General features: G+C 55.9%; 15 protein-coding genes and 1 riboswitch. Of the genes, 6 read left to right on the top strand and 9 right to left on the bottom strand.

Going from position 1 to position 14,296, the window contains the following annotated elements; translation table 11 throughout:
• Window positions 1-3 precede the first annotated feature (3 nt).
• From NYE85_RS07535 to NYE85_RS07525, 3 genes are all read left to right on the top strand, one after another.
• A complete protein-coding gene (locus NYE85_RS07535; RefSeq protein ID WP_259004081.1) occupies window positions 4-1,164 on the top strand; it encodes a glutathionylspermidine synthase family protein in 1,161 nt (386 codons plus the stop codon).
• 122 nt (window positions 1,165-1,286) lie between these two features.
• Window positions 1,287-1,850 carry a glucose-6-phosphate isomerase family protein gene (locus tag NYE85_RS07530; RefSeq protein WP_259004080.1) on the top strand — a complete coding sequence of 188 codons (564 nt, stop codon included), beginning with the start codon at window positions 1,287-1,289 and terminating at the stop codon, window positions 1,848-1,850.
• Entirely contained in the window at window positions 1,843-2,625 is a 783-nt protein-coding gene (locus NYE85_RS07525) for a glucose-6-phosphate isomerase family protein (protein ID WP_259004079.1), read from the top strand. The genes NYE85_RS07530 and NYE85_RS07525 overlap by 8 nt, the downstream gene beginning before the upstream one ends.
• 55 nt (window positions 2,626-2,680) lie before the next feature.
• Here NYE85_RS07525 and NYE85_RS07520 read toward each other — a convergent pair whose 3' ends face one another.
• From NYE85_RS07520 to NYE85_RS07500, 5 genes are read right to left on the bottom strand one after another with little or no spacing between them, the layout of a single operon-like run.
• Window positions 2,681-3,502, bottom strand: coding sequence for a PTS system mannose/fructose/sorbose family transporter subunit IID (locus NYE85_RS07520; RefSeq protein ID WP_259004078.1), 822 nt, complete (start codon window positions 3,500-3,502; stop codon window positions 2,681-2,683).
• Complete coding sequence (locus NYE85_RS07515; RefSeq protein ID WP_259004077.1) at window positions 3,502-4,302, bottom strand: PTS sugar transporter subunit IIC; 801 nt, start codon at window positions 4,300-4,302, stop codon at window positions 3,502-3,504. The genes NYE85_RS07520 and NYE85_RS07515 overlap by 1 nt, the downstream gene beginning before the upstream one ends.
• Before the next feature lie 16 nt (window positions 4,303-4,318).
• Window positions 4,319-4,819, bottom strand: coding sequence for a PTS sugar transporter subunit IIB (locus tag NYE85_RS07510; protein WP_259004076.1), 501 nt, complete (start codon window positions 4,817-4,819; stop codon window positions 4,319-4,321).
• A gap of 9 nt (window positions 4,820-4,828) precedes the next feature.
• Window positions 4,829-5,257: a PTS sugar transporter subunit IIA gene (locus NYE85_RS07505; RefSeq protein WP_259004075.1), complete on the bottom strand. Its 429-nt coding sequence runs from the start codon at window positions 5,255-5,257 to the stop codon at window positions 4,829-4,831.
• A 4-nt stretch (window positions 5,258-5,261) separates the two neighbouring features.
• Window positions 5,262-7,031, bottom strand: a complete 1,770-nt coding sequence (locus tag NYE85_RS07500) for a class I mannose-6-phosphate isomerase (protein WP_259004074.1) — start codon at window positions 7,029-7,031, stop codon at window positions 5,262-5,264.
• A 214-nt stretch (window positions 7,032-7,245) separates the two neighbouring features.
• Between NYE85_RS07500 and NYE85_RS07495 the strand changes: the two genes are divergently transcribed.
• The gene (locus tag NYE85_RS07495) at window positions 7,246-8,271 is read left to right on the top strand and encodes a LacI family DNA-binding transcriptional regulator (RefSeq protein ID WP_259004073.1); all 1,026 of its coding nucleotides are present in this window, start codon (window positions 7,246-7,248) and stop codon (window positions 8,269-8,271) included.
• Window positions 8,272-8,286: 15 nt separating this feature from the next.
• Here the strand turns inward: NYE85_RS07495 and ygiD are convergent, their stop codons facing one another.
• A complete protein-coding gene (gene ygiD, locus NYE85_RS07490) occupies window positions 8,287-9,069 on the bottom strand; it encodes a 4,5-DOPA dioxygenase extradiol (RefSeq protein WP_259004072.1) in 783 nt (260 codons plus the stop codon).
• Between the two features lie 206 nt (window positions 9,070-9,275).
• Here ygiD and zupT point away from each other — a divergent pair, with 206 nt between their 5' ends.
• Window positions 9,276-10,043: a zinc transporter ZupT gene (gene zupT, locus NYE85_RS07485; RefSeq protein ID WP_259004071.1), complete on the top strand. Its 768-nt coding sequence runs from the start codon at window positions 9,276-9,278 to the stop codon at window positions 10,041-10,043.
• Window positions 10,044-10,136: 93 nt separating this feature from the next.
• On the opposite strand, the gene ribB is transcribed toward zupT, so the two are convergent.
• On the bottom strand, window positions 10,137-10,790 hold the full coding sequence (gene ribB, locus NYE85_RS07480) for a 3,4-dihydroxy-2-butanone-4-phosphate synthase (RefSeq protein ID WP_259004070.1): 654 nt from the start codon (window positions 10,788-10,790) through the stop codon (window positions 10,137-10,139).
• A 107-nt stretch (window positions 10,791-10,897) separates the two neighbouring features.
• Window positions 10,898-11,056: riboswitch (FMN riboswitch) on the bottom strand.
• Between the two features lie 146 nt (window positions 11,057-11,202).
• On the opposite strand from ribB, the gene ubiK reads away from it, so the two are divergent.
• Window positions 11,203-11,472 carry a ubiquinone biosynthesis accessory factor UbiK gene (ubiK, locus tag NYE85_RS07475; RefSeq protein ID WP_259004069.1) on the top strand — a complete coding sequence of 90 codons (270 nt, stop codon included), beginning with the start codon at window positions 11,203-11,205 and terminating at the stop codon, window positions 11,470-11,472.
• 45 nt (window positions 11,473-11,517) lie between these two features.
• Here the strand turns inward: ubiK and yjeH are convergent, their stop codons facing one another.
• Together yjeH and hldE are read right to left on the bottom strand one after the other, a co-directional pair.
• Entirely contained in the window at window positions 11,518-12,753 is a 1,236-nt protein-coding gene (gene yjeH, locus NYE85_RS07470; protein WP_259004068.1) for an L-methionine/branched-chain amino acid transporter, read from the bottom strand.
• Window positions 12,754-12,819: 66 nt separating this feature from the next.
• Window positions 12,820-14,250, bottom strand: coding sequence for a bifunctional D-glycero-beta-D-manno-heptose-7-phosphate kinase/D-glycero-beta-D-manno-heptose 1-phosphate adenylyltransferase HldE (gene hldE / locus NYE85_RS07465; protein ID WP_259004067.1), 1,431 nt, complete (start codon window positions 14,248-14,250; stop codon window positions 12,820-12,822).
• Window positions 14,251-14,296 lie beyond the last annotated feature (46 nt).

Here is a 14,296-nt window from a genome sequence, read left to right as displayed (position 1 = left end):
GGCATGAAACGCGTTGCAATTGCAGAACGCCCGGACTGGCGTGAAAAGGCGGCGGAATTCGGCTTCAACTTCCACACCATGTATGGCGAACCCTACTGGCGGGAAGACGCTTATTACCAGTTCACGCTAGCGCAAATCGAAGAGATCGAAAGCGCCACCGCCGAACTGCATCAGATGTGTCTGCAGGTGGTCGAAACCGTAGTAGGCAGCGATGAGCTACTGGCCAAATTCCGCATTCCAAAACACACCTGGGAATTTGTGCGCAGCTCATGGCGCACCAATACCCCGTCGCTCTATTCACGCCTCGATCTGGCCTATGACGGCGTTAACCCACCGAAACTGCTGGAAAATAACGCCGACACCCCAACCTCGCTGTATGAGGCGGCATTCTTCCAGTGGATCTGGCTGGAAGACCAGATCAACGCCGGTAAACTGGACGCGCAGGCGGATCAGTACAACAGCCTGCAAGAGAAACTGATTGAACGTTTCGGCGAACTGAAAGCCCAGCACGGATTCCAACTGCTGCATATGGCCTGCTGCCAGGACAGCGAAGAAGATCGCGGTACGGTGCAATATTTGCAAGACTGCGCGCAAGAGGCCGGTATCGCCACCGAATTCCTGTATATGGAAGAAATTGGCCTCGGCGAAAAAGGCCAGTTTACCGATCTGCAAAACCAGGTCATCGGCAACCTGTTCAAACTGTATCCCTGGGAGTTCATGCTGCGTGAAATGTTCTCCACCAAGCTGGAAGACGCCGGGGTTCGCTGGCTGGAACCGGCCTGGAAAAGCATTATCTCCAACAAGGCGCTGTTGCCTATGCTGTGGAAAATGTTCCCGGATCACCCGAACCTGCTACCGGCCTATTTTGCCGAAGATCAACACCCAACGCTCGATCACTACGTCGTCAAACCGCTGTTCTCCCGCGAAGGCGCCAACATCAAGATTGTGAAAAACGGCCAGGAAGTGGCGCATGTCGACGGGCCCTACGGCGAAGAGGGCATGATCGTGCAGCAATTCCATCCGCTGCCGCAGTTCGACGGCAACTACACGTTGATCGGCAGCTGGCTGGTGGACGATCGCCCCTGTGGCATTGGTCTGCGAGAGGATCGTGAACCGATCACCCAGGATCTGTCACGCTTTTACCCGCATATTATTTTGGGTTAGCGGCTCACTTAATTGCTCCAAAGCGCGTTGATAACGCGCTTTTTTTTCATTCATCTCTAGCGATTAATCGATTAACCTCATAAACTCAACGTATCTGTTCTCCTCGGGCGAGGTAACCAGATATGAAACTGACTTCCATCATGCCAACACGCATCAATCTTATGGATGGATGCTTTACCGCACCTGAAATTCAACGAAAAACAACCACTCTGGGCAACCTGAAGGGGATCTTTGCCAATAGCGTTGCCTGGCAGGCCATGCCGTCTGAGCTCACCGTTTACCACGTAGAAATGTTGCCTTCCCCGCAGCAGGAAGGCGAGCTGTATGTTGGAACCACCCATCTGCATCCTGGTCGGGTGGGCCACGAATTCTTTATGACGCGTGGTCATTTTCATCAACGACCCGAGCAGGCCGAGATCTATTTTGGCCTACGAGGACATGGCCTGCTGTTGCTGCAACATCAGGACGGCACCTGTTCGCTGGAACGGGTTTCTCCCGGTAGCGTTCACCATATCCCCTCCTTTACCGCCCATCGCTTGATCAACATCGGGCACAAAGTGCTCTCTACGCTGGCAGTGTGGCCAACGGTCGCCGGCCACAATTACGAGGCACTGCAACCACGAGGATTCAAACTGCGAGTGTTGGTCGATGGCGAGGGATGGAAAGCGGAGGCACAGTATGAGTGACTTAATGCTGCAATTTGGGCTTGATGTCCGCATTAAGCATGACCCGTTGGGATTTGGTTATGGTGATGACGTAATAGGCCCGTTGCCGGAGATTCGTACGTTGGAACAAATACGTCGTTCCTTGCGCAATCCTGACTGCGATGGACCAGAACAGGTGTATGCCATCGCCATGGACGTTGCCAAACAGCAACATTTGGCCGAATTGAAGAAGCGCATGTTACTGTTCGGCATTGTCACCTATGCCAAAGGCCAATTGGGCCAGGAACCAATACGCAGCCAAGGGCATGTGCACCGTATCAGCACGCATAGCGGCTGGTCACCGCCGGAGCTGTACGAAATCTGGCAGGGTAAAGCGATCGTTTATATGCAAGAGCGGGTGGCCTATGAGCCAGGGCGCTGCCTGGCCGTCCATGCCGGCCCCGGTGAAAAGGTGCTGGTACCGCCGGGCTGGGCGCACGCCACGATTTCCGCCGATCCTTATCAGCCACTCACTTTCGCTGCCTGGTGCGATCGTGAATATGGATTTGAATACGATACAGTACGCCAATACAAAGGACTGGCGTGGTACCCGCTGCTGCAAGGCAATAATATCGTCTGGCAGCATAACCCGCATTATCAATCCGTCCGGCTGCACGCCATCGGGCCTCGTCAATATCATGAGTTCGGTTTGAGCAATAAGCCCTTGTATTCACAGTTCGAAACCGATCCGGCTCGCTTCCAGTTCATTGCCAAACCGGGCAGCGTAGCGGAAAAATGGCGGCGTTTTGAGCCATAAACACCCCGGGCGCAACTAACGCTGCGCCCGTTTTGCCTTACCGTGCCGGGTTAAGTTAAGCGAACAAACCGCAGGCCACCCCAACCGCCGCCAACACCAACAGCCCCAGCATCGCTTTTACCGGCGAAAGCCCCCGTTTAGCCATCAGATACCAGGTCATTAGCACTACTATCAGCGGCATCAGGTTTGGGAAAATACCATCCAGCATTTGCTGTAAATGTATATTCACCCCGTCTTTGGTAACGAACTCCAGGCCGGTCCCCAGTTTTACATAGCTCGCCGCAACGCCACCCATGACGAACACCCCCAGCAGGGAAAGCGCTTCACGCAGACGAGAGGATTTGCTGCTCACCAGCATCTCGACCGAGCCAGAACCCATGTGGTAGCCCTTCATAAACAGCCAGTAAGACCCGGGAATAACAATCAGGCTGAACGCGATGATGTAGAACAATGGGCCAATCATGCTGCCGCCGGCAGCCAGCGCCATACCAATGCTCAACAGGATGGGGATCAGCATCCCCGGCACCATGGAGTCGCCGATGCCGGCCACCGGCCCCATCAGGCCCACCTTGAGCGTATTGATGGTTTCCCCGTCGATCGGCTCGCCGTTAGCACGTTTTTCCTCCAGCCCAATCACCATACCGTTAACAATCGCGCCCAGTTGCGGCTCAGTATTATAGAACGAGGTATGGCGACGGATGGCCTCGATACGCTGCGGTTTATCCCGATAAAGCTTTTTCAGCGCCGGCATCATACTCAGGCAAAAACCGTATGATTCCAACCTTTCAAAGCTCATCGATGACAGGTTATACATCATCCAGCTACGCCAGCAACGGCGCAGATCCTGCTTATTCAATTTTGGAGTTGGTGCATCCATCAGAATTCATCCTCATCGTCAGCCTTGGGCGCTGCCTGTAAGGCGGTCACCTGCGGCTCTGGCTTATAGTTGTAGTGAATCAGTGCCAGCAGCGCGCCGACGATCACCAGTGCCACCATATTCAGCTTGAGGAAAACAATGCAGATGAACCCCACCAGGAAGTAAATCAGCATGCTATAGCTTTTAATGATCTGTTTGAGAAGAATGGCGATACCGACCGCAGGTAGAATGCCGCCGACCACGTTCATGGTGGTTAATACCAGCGCTGGCAAACTGTCCATAAAGGCATTGATATAACGCGCCCCGAAGAAAACGGCGATAAAGGTCGGGATAAAACGCAGCAGGAAGTTGGTGACCTGGGGCCAGATGGCGCTATTTAGGTAAATACTCCGCTCGTCCCCCTGCTCCAGCGCCAGATCCGCACGGTGATTCCAGTAGGAATTGAGCACCATCATGGCGTTGAACAGCACGGTGCCCATGATGCCGATAGTCGCCGCCAGGGCGACGGCCACCTCGGGCCCTTTACCGGAGAGGATACCCAATGCAATCGCCGGGAACGCCACAAAATTGAGGTCGGCAGGCATCGATCCGCCCGGGGTTACCATGGCGATATATACCGCCTGTACCGCCACACCGATGATAATGCCAGTCTGTACATCGCCGAGAATAACCCCCACCAGCATGCCGGAAACCAACGGACGGCTGAGAATGTACCAGCCCCCGGTCAGCCCCAGCAGCCAGGGGCTGCTCAGCGCGCCGAGATAACAAAGTATCCCGATAAGCGTCGCTTCAAACCACATAGTCAACTCCCGCCTTTCAGGCTTGTTTGAGTTTCTTTTTAGCATCCAGCCAGCTGAAGTGGCTGGCGTCCGGGACTAAACGGAATTCAATGGCATGCCCATGTTCGGTCAAGAAATCAAAGGCATTTACCTCATTAACGCTCACCGATTGATTCGGGCCGATAGTCACCGTGTCCTTGCGGGCAGACATCGGCCCGACGTTGATCTTCTTGTTGCGATTGCTCAGATCGATCCCTGCCTCCATCAGTCGGCGCAGCGTGACCGGCGACTTGCCAATCACAAAATACTGTTTGTCGCTGGCGATCACTTTCGGCAATTTTTCTATCGCCTGCTGCACGGTAAATAGCCACACCTTGGTGTCTTGTACTGCCCCTTTCATCACGGATGACAGCAACGGATCCGCGGCAACCTCGTCATCAATCGCCACAATGCCGTCGCAGGGCAGCTCTTTTGCCCAGCGAGTCACCAGTTGGCCATGAATGACCCGATCGTCGATCCGTACGAATGAAATAGTCATATTCTCTCCTCAGAAATCATCCGTTTGCGCCGTTGGCGTTGGCCGGGCAAAAACAATCGCTTCGCTGCCCTGTGACACCAGCGCCTGTGCCGCCAGTTGAACATCCTTTTCCTCCAGCAATTCGGCACTCATCAGCAACATGGGAAAATTCACTCCGGTTACCACCGCCATCGGCACCGGCGTCACTGGATCAAAGGCATGCCGGCAGGCCACGTTGTAGGGAGTGCCACACAGCATGTCGCACAGTACCAGCACCCCGTCAGCCCCCTCACCTGTGCGGTGCAGTTCGGCGGCAAAGTCCTGCTTAAATGCGTCAATACCGGCCCCCTCACGTAAAACGACATGGCTGGTTCCCGGCAGTTCGCCATACACCATCCGCGCGCTGCCGATCAGCGCTTCGGCCAGTGGTCCATGAGATGTCACAATCACTTTCAACATGCTGCTATCCCCTTACCCAGGCTTTGATCGTGCCAAGGGTTTTACCCAAACTAGCGCCATGAGGACTGATGCGATACGCCCCCACCGCAGCCGGTACGATGAAGGTTTCCGCGTAGTGCACCACAAAGGGAGCGAAATGCCCCTCGGGGCTTTCAACCACCGCCTCTTCACCCTCCACCAGATTCAGCACGTTCACCCGCCCTGCGGTGTGGTGTAATACCGGCTCGCTGAACCAGTGTCGCCGCGTTTCGATAAACTCGCGTTCGTGCAGACCCGTGCGCTCTTCTTGCCAACCGCTTCCTGTGGCAACCGGTTCAATGCGGTTGACCAAATGTTGCGTCACCCAGTCGGTGTCACATTGCCAATTGATAACCTGCTCGCCATGCTGCAAATGCACAGGGCGCGGAAGGCCATCCAACCCCTGGCGGCCCCAGTCCCATAATTTAAACGTGAAAATGTATGGCGTAGCGCTGATCTCCAATACCAGCGATCCCGCACCGGAGCAGTGCACCGTTCCCGCCGGGATCAGGAAATGATCATGTTTGCGCGCCGGGAAACGGTTTACAAAACGTTCATCATCGAAGGGTTTCTCGCCTCTTTGCGCCATAGCCAGATCGGCCATCATGGCCTGTGGTTCGGTAGCGGTTTTCACTCCCAGATACACTTCGGCCCCTGGCTCCGCCGCCAGAATGTAATAGCTTTCATCTTGGGTATAGTGCATACCGAAATGCTGTTGAATGTATTCAGTCAGCGGATGCACTTGGAAACTGAGATTTTGCCCACCAACGGTATCCAACAGGTCAAAACGGATCGGAAATTCAGCACCGAAACGAGCATGCACCTGCTCCCCCAGCAAGGGCCGGGGATATAACAGCACCAAATCCTGTGAGGGGATCTCGACCCGAACGTCACCAAAACGCATTAGCAGGCTGTTTTCCTCGGGCACGCAGTCAAAACACCATGCGTAGTTGGCTGCCGTCGGGTCGAGATCAAACTGTTGTTTCATCCATTGGCCGCCCCAGATACCGGGGTCAAAAAAGGGGACAACGCGGAAGGGACGACGGGTTGTCTGCTGTAACCCCGCGTGGAACGCCTCGCCCGTTACGACCTTCGGCTGGCCGAACTGATTGGTATCCAACACAAAATCCGCGCGCTGTAACAGCGGAGCTTTATGGCGATCGAAGACCCGCCATTCCACAAAGAAGGCCCGTTTGTAGCGGCGCAGCACGTCTTCGTCCACATTTGCCGCCCCCCAGTTACCCAACTCACCGCGCCGGAACCGCTGCTGGATTTCCCAGCGCGCCATGTCGGCATAGACCAGCACGTCGCCTTCGGCGATCAGCGCCGCACCAGGCCCATAAATTACGACAAGTCCACTTTCAACGTTCGCAATCTGCTCGCGTAATCGCTGCACGCGTTCAACATCAAAAAATTCGCCCATCTCATGGCATGACAACACGCCAAACACACGGTCATCGGTTAAATTGCGCGCAATCATCGCGTGAATATGCGCCTCGTCATATTTGGCCGATTCGGCGTTAATACTGCTGACCGGCCTCAGAGGGTCGATAAAATTCTCGATAAGCTCGCTCAGCCTTACCCCATGATAGCAATCCACCACCAACAAGGTTTTGCGCAACCCAAGGGCGGCGATCTTGCGACCGACAGCCTTTGTCACCGCCGGCCAACCTTGCCAGGCAGCATTATCAAACCCTTGCACCGCCACTTCCGGGTACTTGTCATAGCGTGTTGCTTTGCACTGTCGCTCTGTCATATTCTTCTGCCTGTGAACTGAATCCATAACAAAAGATTAATCGATTAACCTTATTAGCAATAGGCTGATTAACGAGATTAACCTCATAGAATCGTGATAAACCCCGTAAATGGATCGTTTATCGTGATGGTAATCACTCTTTATTCACAGAAATTTGCAATTACAGGTTAATCGATAAACCTTACAGCAAAGGTCAATACTGACAGGAGGGGGAATGAGCACCATTACCTTGGCGGATGTCGCCGCATACGCAAAAGTTTCCACCGCAACGGTCTCGATGGTATTACGCAACCGGGGCCGTATATCGGATGAAACACGCAAACGCGTATTGAGTGCCATCGATCGGTTGGGCTACGTTTATAATCAGACCGCTGCAAATTTGCGCAATCGCAGCAGCAACCAGGTCGGCCTGTTGTTACACGACATAACCAACCCGTTTTATGCGGAGATGACCGCCGGGCTGAGTCAGGAAATGGAACGCCATCAGTTGATGCTTTTTCTGGCAAACAGCGAAGAGTCAGCTGGCAGGCAGCAAAAGTTTGTCGACTCGCTGTTGCAAAACAGCGCCAGCGGCATGGTTCTATGCGCAGCCCGACAAACGCCTACCCTGTTTTTTGAAACGCTAAAACGCCGTAAGATACCGGCCATAATGGTGGTAAGGCCGGTGGCCGATGCGCACTTTGACTTCGTCGGTACCGACAACTTTCTGGGCACCCAGTTGGCGACGCAGCATCTGCTGGATCTTGGCCATCGCAATATCGCGTTCATCGGCGGCTCGATCAACTCCACCACCCGAGCACAGCGGCTGGGAGGTTACACCAGCAAACTGCTTGAATGGGGTATTGTGGTGAAGGGGGAATGGATCGTGGACAGCGATGCCAGCCAAAGTTCCGGAGCCAAGGCAGCGGAGCTACTGTTAATGAACCACCCGGAAATCACGGCGGCGTTATGTTATCAGGACATTGTCGCCCTGGGTGTAATGCAGACATTACGCAAGTTCAATCGACAGATAGGCAAAGATTTTGCGCTGATTGGTTTTGATGATATTACCGAAGCGTCGCTGGTGCAGCCGGGTTTGACCACCGTATCGGTGGCCTCGCGCGAAATAGGCCGCAAGGCCGGAGAATTGCTGTATAGCCGTATTCAGGGCAATGATGAACCGCCAAAGCGCATCATCCTGCCACCTTCACTCGTGATCCGCCAATCCTGCGGTTTTGCCGATAGATCCACACCGGCTTAAGGCCGGCGTGGGCATTTATCCTATCTGCACCGACAGCATACTCAACGCGCCCATTTCCAGGCCGTCAACCGGCACGCCAATCTGCTCCTCGCCGTTCCAACTGCCCAGTACGTACAGCAACGGCAGATAATGTTCCGGCGTCGGATTGGACAGCGCCGCCCCCTCGTGCTGCATAAAGTTCACCAGCGGATGGTGTTCGCCCTGGTAAGCCAGATTGTCACGCACAAAGCGATTGAACGACTCGGCCCACGGGTACGGACTGGTGTCGCCCTGCCACTTCACCATTCTTAAATTATGTACCACGTTGCCGCTGGCCACGATCATCACCCCCTGCTCACGCAGCACCGCCAGTTTCCTACCCAACTCAAAGTGATATTCCGCCGGTTTTGTCCCATCAATGCTCAATTGCACCACCGGGATGTCTGCCTGCGGATACATCTTGATCAACACTCCCCAACTACCATGGTCGAGCCCCCATTCGCCGGTATCGGCCATGACCACCGTTGGTGCCAGCAACTGTTGCAACTGCGCCGCCAACGCCGGTGAACCCGGCGCGGGGTATTGCGTATCAAACAGCGCCTGCGGAAAACCGCCAAAATCATGAATGGTTTTGGGATATTCCATCGCCGTTACCGCAGTACCACGGGTATACCAATGGGCAGAAATCGCCAGAATTGCCTTCGGCCGCGGCAGCGTTTCGCCCAGATGGCGCCACGCTGCGGTATAGCGGTTCTCTTCCAATACGTTCATCGGGCTACCGTGGCCAAGGAACAGAGCAGACATACGAGAAGTGGTCATAAATTATCCTGTGCTGAAGGTTCAACATTACTGCGGACTACCTTACGCCGTTTTTCAATGCGACACAGTCGGAGAAGCGTGATGAAGATATTCAAGAAATTTGAATGGTTAAATCAATAAGAACAATCAGGCAAATCCACTCGATTTATGCCCTTACTCTGTTAGTATCAGAATATGAATAATAATCATTAGCATAGGTGACCACGATGTCGGTACCGCTGATTTTGACTCTGCTGGCCGGTGGTGCAACTTTCCTAGGCGCCCTGTTCGGCATTATCGGCCAGAAGCCCTCCAACCGGCTGCTGGCATTTGCCCTTGGCTTCGCTGCCGGGATTATGCTGTTGATTTCGCTAATGGAAATGCTGCCTGCCGCGCTGCATACGCCGGGCATGTCGCCGATGCTGGGCTACGGTATGTTCATGTTCGGCCTGCTGGGGTATTTTGCGCTCGATCGCATGTTGCCGCACCAGCACCCGCAGGATCTGGTCCAGAAGCCGCTCAAGCCACTCAATCTGAAGCGCACCGCTATCCTGCTGACGCTCGGCATCAGCCTGCATAACTTCCCGGAGGGCATCGCCACCTTCGTCACCGCCAGCGCCGATCTGGAACTGGGCATGGGCATCGCGTTAGCCGTCGCCATGCATAACATTCCCGAAGGACTGGCGGTGGCCGGACCGGTATACGCCGCTACCGGATCAAAAACCAAGGCGTTGTTCTGGTCGGGAATATCGGGGTTGGCGGAGATTCTCGGCGGTGTGCTGGCATTTGTGCTGCTTGGCCCGCTGATTTCGCCGGTGGTAATGGCCTCAATCATGGCGGCGGTGGCCGGCATCATGGTGGCATTGTCGGTAGATGAATTGATGCCGCTGGCAAAAGAAATCGACCCACATAATAACCCCAGTTACGGCGTATTGTGCGGTATGGCAGTGATGGGCTTTAGCCTGACGCTGCTGCAAAGCGGCGGCATCGGCTAACCGCAAAAATGCAAAAAGGCTGAACCGGGTTCAGCCTTTTTTTATCTGCCTATCATCGGTCACAGGCGCCGCAGTCGACGCCCTGGCAGACTATCAGCTCGCCTGCTTTTCGTGCATCTGGCGGTAGGCCACCAGGTCTTCAATGGTCAGCACCGGCATGTCATGCTGCTTGGCGAACTCGATCACTTCCGGCGCATGCGCCATGGTGCCATCATCGTTGGTCAGTTCACACAGTACGCCAGCGGGTTTAAAACCGGCCAGCGCCACCATATCGATGGTGGCTTCAGTGTGGCCACGGCGACTCAGCACGCCACCCGGCTGCGCGCGCAACGGGAACACATGGCCCGGGCGGTTCAGATCGCTCGGTTTGGCGTTGTCGGCAATCGCCGCACGGATGGTGGTCAGGCGGTCCGCGGCGGAAACGCCGGTGGTAACGCCCTGCGCCGCTTCAATGGTCACGGTGAAGGCGGTCTGGAACTGGCTGGAGTTGTTGGTCACCATCATTGGCAGCTCAAGCTGCTGACGGCGTTCTTCGGTGAGACACAGGCACACGATGCCACTGCCATGGCGAATGGTCAGCGCCATTTGTTCCACGGTCATGGTTTCGGCGGCGAAGATCATGTCACCTTCGTTTTCACGATTTTCATCATCAAGCACCATGACGCCGCGCCCATTGCGCAATGCGTCCAACGCGCGTTCAACGCGTTCTACCGGCGTGCCGAAGTCTGAAAGTAGCGTCTGATTCATGGTAAAAAACCTCATTAAATTTATGGATTACCAGAACCAGGGCGATCTTGAGGAGTGGCGTAGACATAGCCAAAAATAACGCAAGCGGGCGCAAACCCGGCAGTTACCGTTACTCTCTCCCATCCGGACTATAACCGTCGGCCCCGGAATTACACCGGATCTGCTGACCTCTAACCAACCTAAAGGCTGGCTGAGCGCTCGCGGGCTTTCACCGTAGAAGGTGATTTACCGCCGGTGGGGACTTTCACCCCGCCCTGAGAATAAGCGTTATGACTATAACGCTAATGATTATCCGAGGCAATTGGCAAAGCGTGCACTTATCATGCAAGCCGGCAAGGTGAAAGTTAGTTTATCCAACGGGCAACACGCATTACACTAGACAACAGCCATTACATTCTGAAAGGGATACGCCATGATTGACCCGAAAAAAATTGAACAGATCGCACGCCAGGTACATGAATCCATGCCCAAGGGTGTCCGGGAATTCGGGGAAGACGTAGAAAAGAAAATCCGTCAGGTACTGCAAGCGCAACTGACCCGCCTGGACCTGGTCAATCGCGAAGAATTTGACGTGCAGACCCAGGTGCTGCTGCGCACGCGCGAGAAACTGGCTCTGCTGGAGCAGCGTCTGGCCGATCTGGAAAGCAAACAGGCCGGCACGCCGAAGCAGGAAGAAGAATAAATCTGTGGCCAACCTGGGCTGAACGCCGGTTCAGCCCCGTATTTCTCACGCCTTGGCGCGCGGCAATACCAGCCAAATCAGCGCCAACATCGCTAGCGCATAGAGGCTTTTCCAGCCGATAATCACCAACAACAGCAAACACAGCAGCGTGCCAATCGCCGCCATCCATCGCGAACGCCCCAATAAAATACGGCAGCCCGCCAGCATGCACAGCAGATAAATCAGCACGAAGATGCCATTGGCATACACCAGCAGCGTATCCAGCGGCAAATCAAGCGCGTAGATCAGCAAGGTAAACAATAGGCAACTGCCCACCACCGCGCTGAGCGCATTGACCGGCGCCTGACCGGCAGACAATTGTGCCAAGGCGCTACCGGGTTTGCTCTGCGCCTGCGACCACACCAGCCGGGCAAAACTCTGGGTATAGATATTCACGCTGGCAAAACAGGCCAGATAACCGATCACGCAGGCAATCCACAGCGCATGCTGGCCAAACAGCTGCACCACGATAGCGGGCAGCGAGGCCGCAGCCGCCTGATGCTCCCCATAGGCGTGAAAGTGCAGTACTGCGACGGTACAGCCCCAGTACACCAGGCCGGCTACCAGCAGACCCAGCAGCAAAGCACGCGGGAAGTCGCGTTCCGGCTGGCGAAACTCCGTCGCCAGATGCGCGAAGGCCTCCAGTCCGACGAAACACCAGAACATAACCGCCAGGGCATCAAACAGCCTGGGGGGAGAAATGTCATCGAGCGCCGGCCAAGGAATATGCGCCGGTCTGATCTCGCCCTTCCACCAGATGGCGGCCACCAGAGCCACCACCAGGATCGCGATCAGCGTTTGAACATTGGCGCTGGAGCCGGCGCTGCGGGTGCCGAGCAACCAGATGGCCATCAGCGTGGCGATTTGCACCAGCAGCAGGCCGTTGGCACTCCAGCCGAGCGTCGCCTGCCAGAAACCGGCGGCGATTTGCAAGGCGGCAGGCAAGCCCACCGGGATCACCGACAGGAACAGCCAGGCAGTGACCTTGGCCATACGCGGGCCAAACGCCATACCGACAAAATGCGCCGCACCGCCGGCGCTGGGAAAGTGACGCCCTAACGCGGCAAAGGCGATGGCAATCGGGAACACCAACGCAATCAGCAGCGGCCAGGCCCACAGGCTGTCCCCCTGCGCCAGTTGGGCCGCCAACGCCGGCACGGCAAACACCCCGGTGCCAAGCAGCGAGGTGGACAACAAGCCTACTCCCTGCGCCAACCCCAGCTCCTGTTTTAATCCACTCACTGGCAACCACCGCAATCAGGGGCGTCAAGCACGCCCACGCAAGATGTTCTCGTTGCAGCGGCGTGATTAACCGCGCCCGTCCTTGATGGCCTTGATGATGTTGGTCGTTGACAGACCATCTTCAAAGTTCAGCACTTTCACGTCGCCACCGTTGGCCCACACTTCAGCGCTGCCAGCAATCTCTTCCGGCTTGTAATCGCCGCCTTTTACCAGCAGATCCGGTAGGATATCGGCGATCAGGCGCTGTGGCGTGTCCTCTTCAAACGGCACCACCCAGTCGACCGCTTCCAACGCCCCCAGCACGATCATGCGGTTTTCCAACGCGTTCACCGGGCGGGTTTCACCCTTCAGGCGCTTGGTAGAAGCGTCGCTGTTGACCGCAACAATCAGGCGATCGCCCAATTTACGGGCGTTGGCCAGGTAGGAGACGTGGCCAGCATGCAGAATGTCGAAGATGCCGTTGGTCATGACCACTTTTTCTCCGCGCTGGCGCGCCTGCGCCACCGCCTCTTTCAGCTGTGCTTCGCTCATCACGCCAAAACCGGTTTCGGCTCGACCACGGATGGCATTTTCCAGCTCGATCGGCGAAACGGTGGAAGTGCCCAACTTGCCAACCACCACGCCGGCAGCGGCGTTCGCCAGGAAACACGACTCTTCCAGCGTATTACCGGCGGCCAGTGCCGCAGCCAATACGCCAATTACCGTGTCGCCGGCACCGGTTACGTCGAACACTTCCTGCGCCTGCGTTGGCAGATGCAGCGGCGGACGGCCCGGTTGCAGCAGCGTCATGCCATGCTCCGAACGCGTCACCAGCAGCGCGGAAAGTTCAAAATCCGCCACCAGCTTCATGCCGCGCTCCACCAGCTCGGCTTCGTCCTTGCAGTGGCCCACCACCGCTTCGAACTCCGAGAGGTTTGGCGTGAGCAGCGTCGCACCACGGTAGCGTTCAAAATCGGTGCCTTTGGGATCGATCAGTACCGGCACCCCGGCGCCACGCGCCAGTTTGATCATGCCCTGCACCTTGCTCAGCGCGCCCTTGGCGTAATCGGACAGCACCAGTGCGCCAATCTGCGGCAACGCCAGTTGAATGCGCTCCAGCATCGGCTGTGGATCGACGTTGGAAAAACCTTCTTCAAAATCAAGGCGAATAAGCTGTTGATTGCGGGACAGCACGCGCAGTTTGGTGATGGTCGGATGCGTCGGCACCGACACGAAGTCACAACGCACATTGACCTCGTTGAGCTTGGCGCTCAGCGCACGCGCCGCATCGTCAATGCCGGTCAGGCCCACCAGACGCGAGTTGGCGCCCAGCGAGGCAATGTTCATCGCGACGTTAGCCGCACCGCCAGGACGCTCTTCGATGGTATCCACCTTGACCACCGGTACCGGGGCTTCCGGTGAAATACGGCTGGTCGGCCCATACCAATAGCGATCCAACATGACGTCACCAACCACCAGTACACCGGCGCGGCGAAAATCAGGCAGTGTAACTTTCATCCGATAACTCCAAACAGGTCATAAAATTAATGGCGCCGATAGTATC

It is taken from the genome of Serratia sp. AKBS12 (assembly GCF_024793895.1).
Taxonomy (GTDB): Bacteria; Pseudomonadota; Gammaproteobacteria; order Enterobacterales; family Enterobacteriaceae; genus Serratia_F.
This window is presented reverse-complemented; position numbering and strand designations above follow the sequence as displayed.

Bases quoted from the DNA above. Each gene is read 5' to 3' on its own strand.
- NYE85_RS07510 (WP_259004076.1), bottom strand. From the start codon at position 4,819: ATGACTATTTCATTCGTACGGATCGACGATCGGGTCATTCATGGCCAA.
- ygiD (WP_259004072.1), bottom strand. From the start codon at position 9,069: ATGACCACTTCTCGTATGTCTGCTCTGTTCCTTGGCCACGGTAGCCCG.
- NYE85_RS07500 (WP_259004074.1), bottom strand. From the start codon at position 7,031: ATGACAGAGCGACAGTGCAAAGCAACACGCTATGACAAGTACCCGGAA.
- NYE85_RS07505 (WP_259004075.1), bottom strand. From the start codon at position 5,257: ATGTTGAAAGTGATTGTGACATCTCATGGACCACTGGCCGAAGCGCTG.
- ribB (WP_259004070.1), bottom strand. From the start codon at position 10,790: ATGAATCAGACGCTACTTTCAGACTTCGGCACGCCGGTAGAACGCGTT.
- NYE85_RS07520 (WP_259004078.1), bottom strand. From the start codon at position 3,502: ATGGATGCACCAACTCCAAAATTGAATAAGCAGGATCTGCGCCGTTGC.
- zupT (WP_259004071.1), top strand. From the start codon at position 9,276: ATGTCGGTACCGCTGATTTTGACTCTGCTGGCCGGTGGTGCAACTTTC.
- hldE (WP_259004067.1), bottom strand. From the start codon at position 14,250: ATGAAAGTTACACTGCCTGATTTTCGCCGCGCCGGTGTACTGGTGGTT.
- NYE85_RS07530 (WP_259004080.1), top strand. From the start codon at position 1,287: ATGAAACTGACTTCCATCATGCCAACACGCATCAATCTTATGGATGGA.
- NYE85_RS07495 (WP_259004073.1), top strand. From the start codon at position 7,246: ATGAGCACCATTACCTTGGCGGATGTCGCCGCATACGCAAAAGTTTCC.
- NYE85_RS07515 (WP_259004077.1), bottom strand. From the start codon at position 4,302: ATGTGGTTTGAAGCGACGCTTATCGGGATACTTTGTTATCTCGGCGCG.
- NYE85_RS07535 (WP_259004081.1), top strand. From the start codon at position 4: ATGAAACGCGTTGCAATTGCAGAACGCCCGGACTGGCGTGAAAAGGCG.
- ubiK (WP_259004069.1), top strand. From the start codon at position 11,203: ATGATTGACCCGAAAAAAATTGAACAGATCGCACGCCAGGTACATGAA.
- NYE85_RS07525 (WP_259004079.1), top strand. From the start codon at position 1,843: ATGAGTGACTTAATGCTGCAATTTGGGCTTGATGTCCGCATTAAGCAT.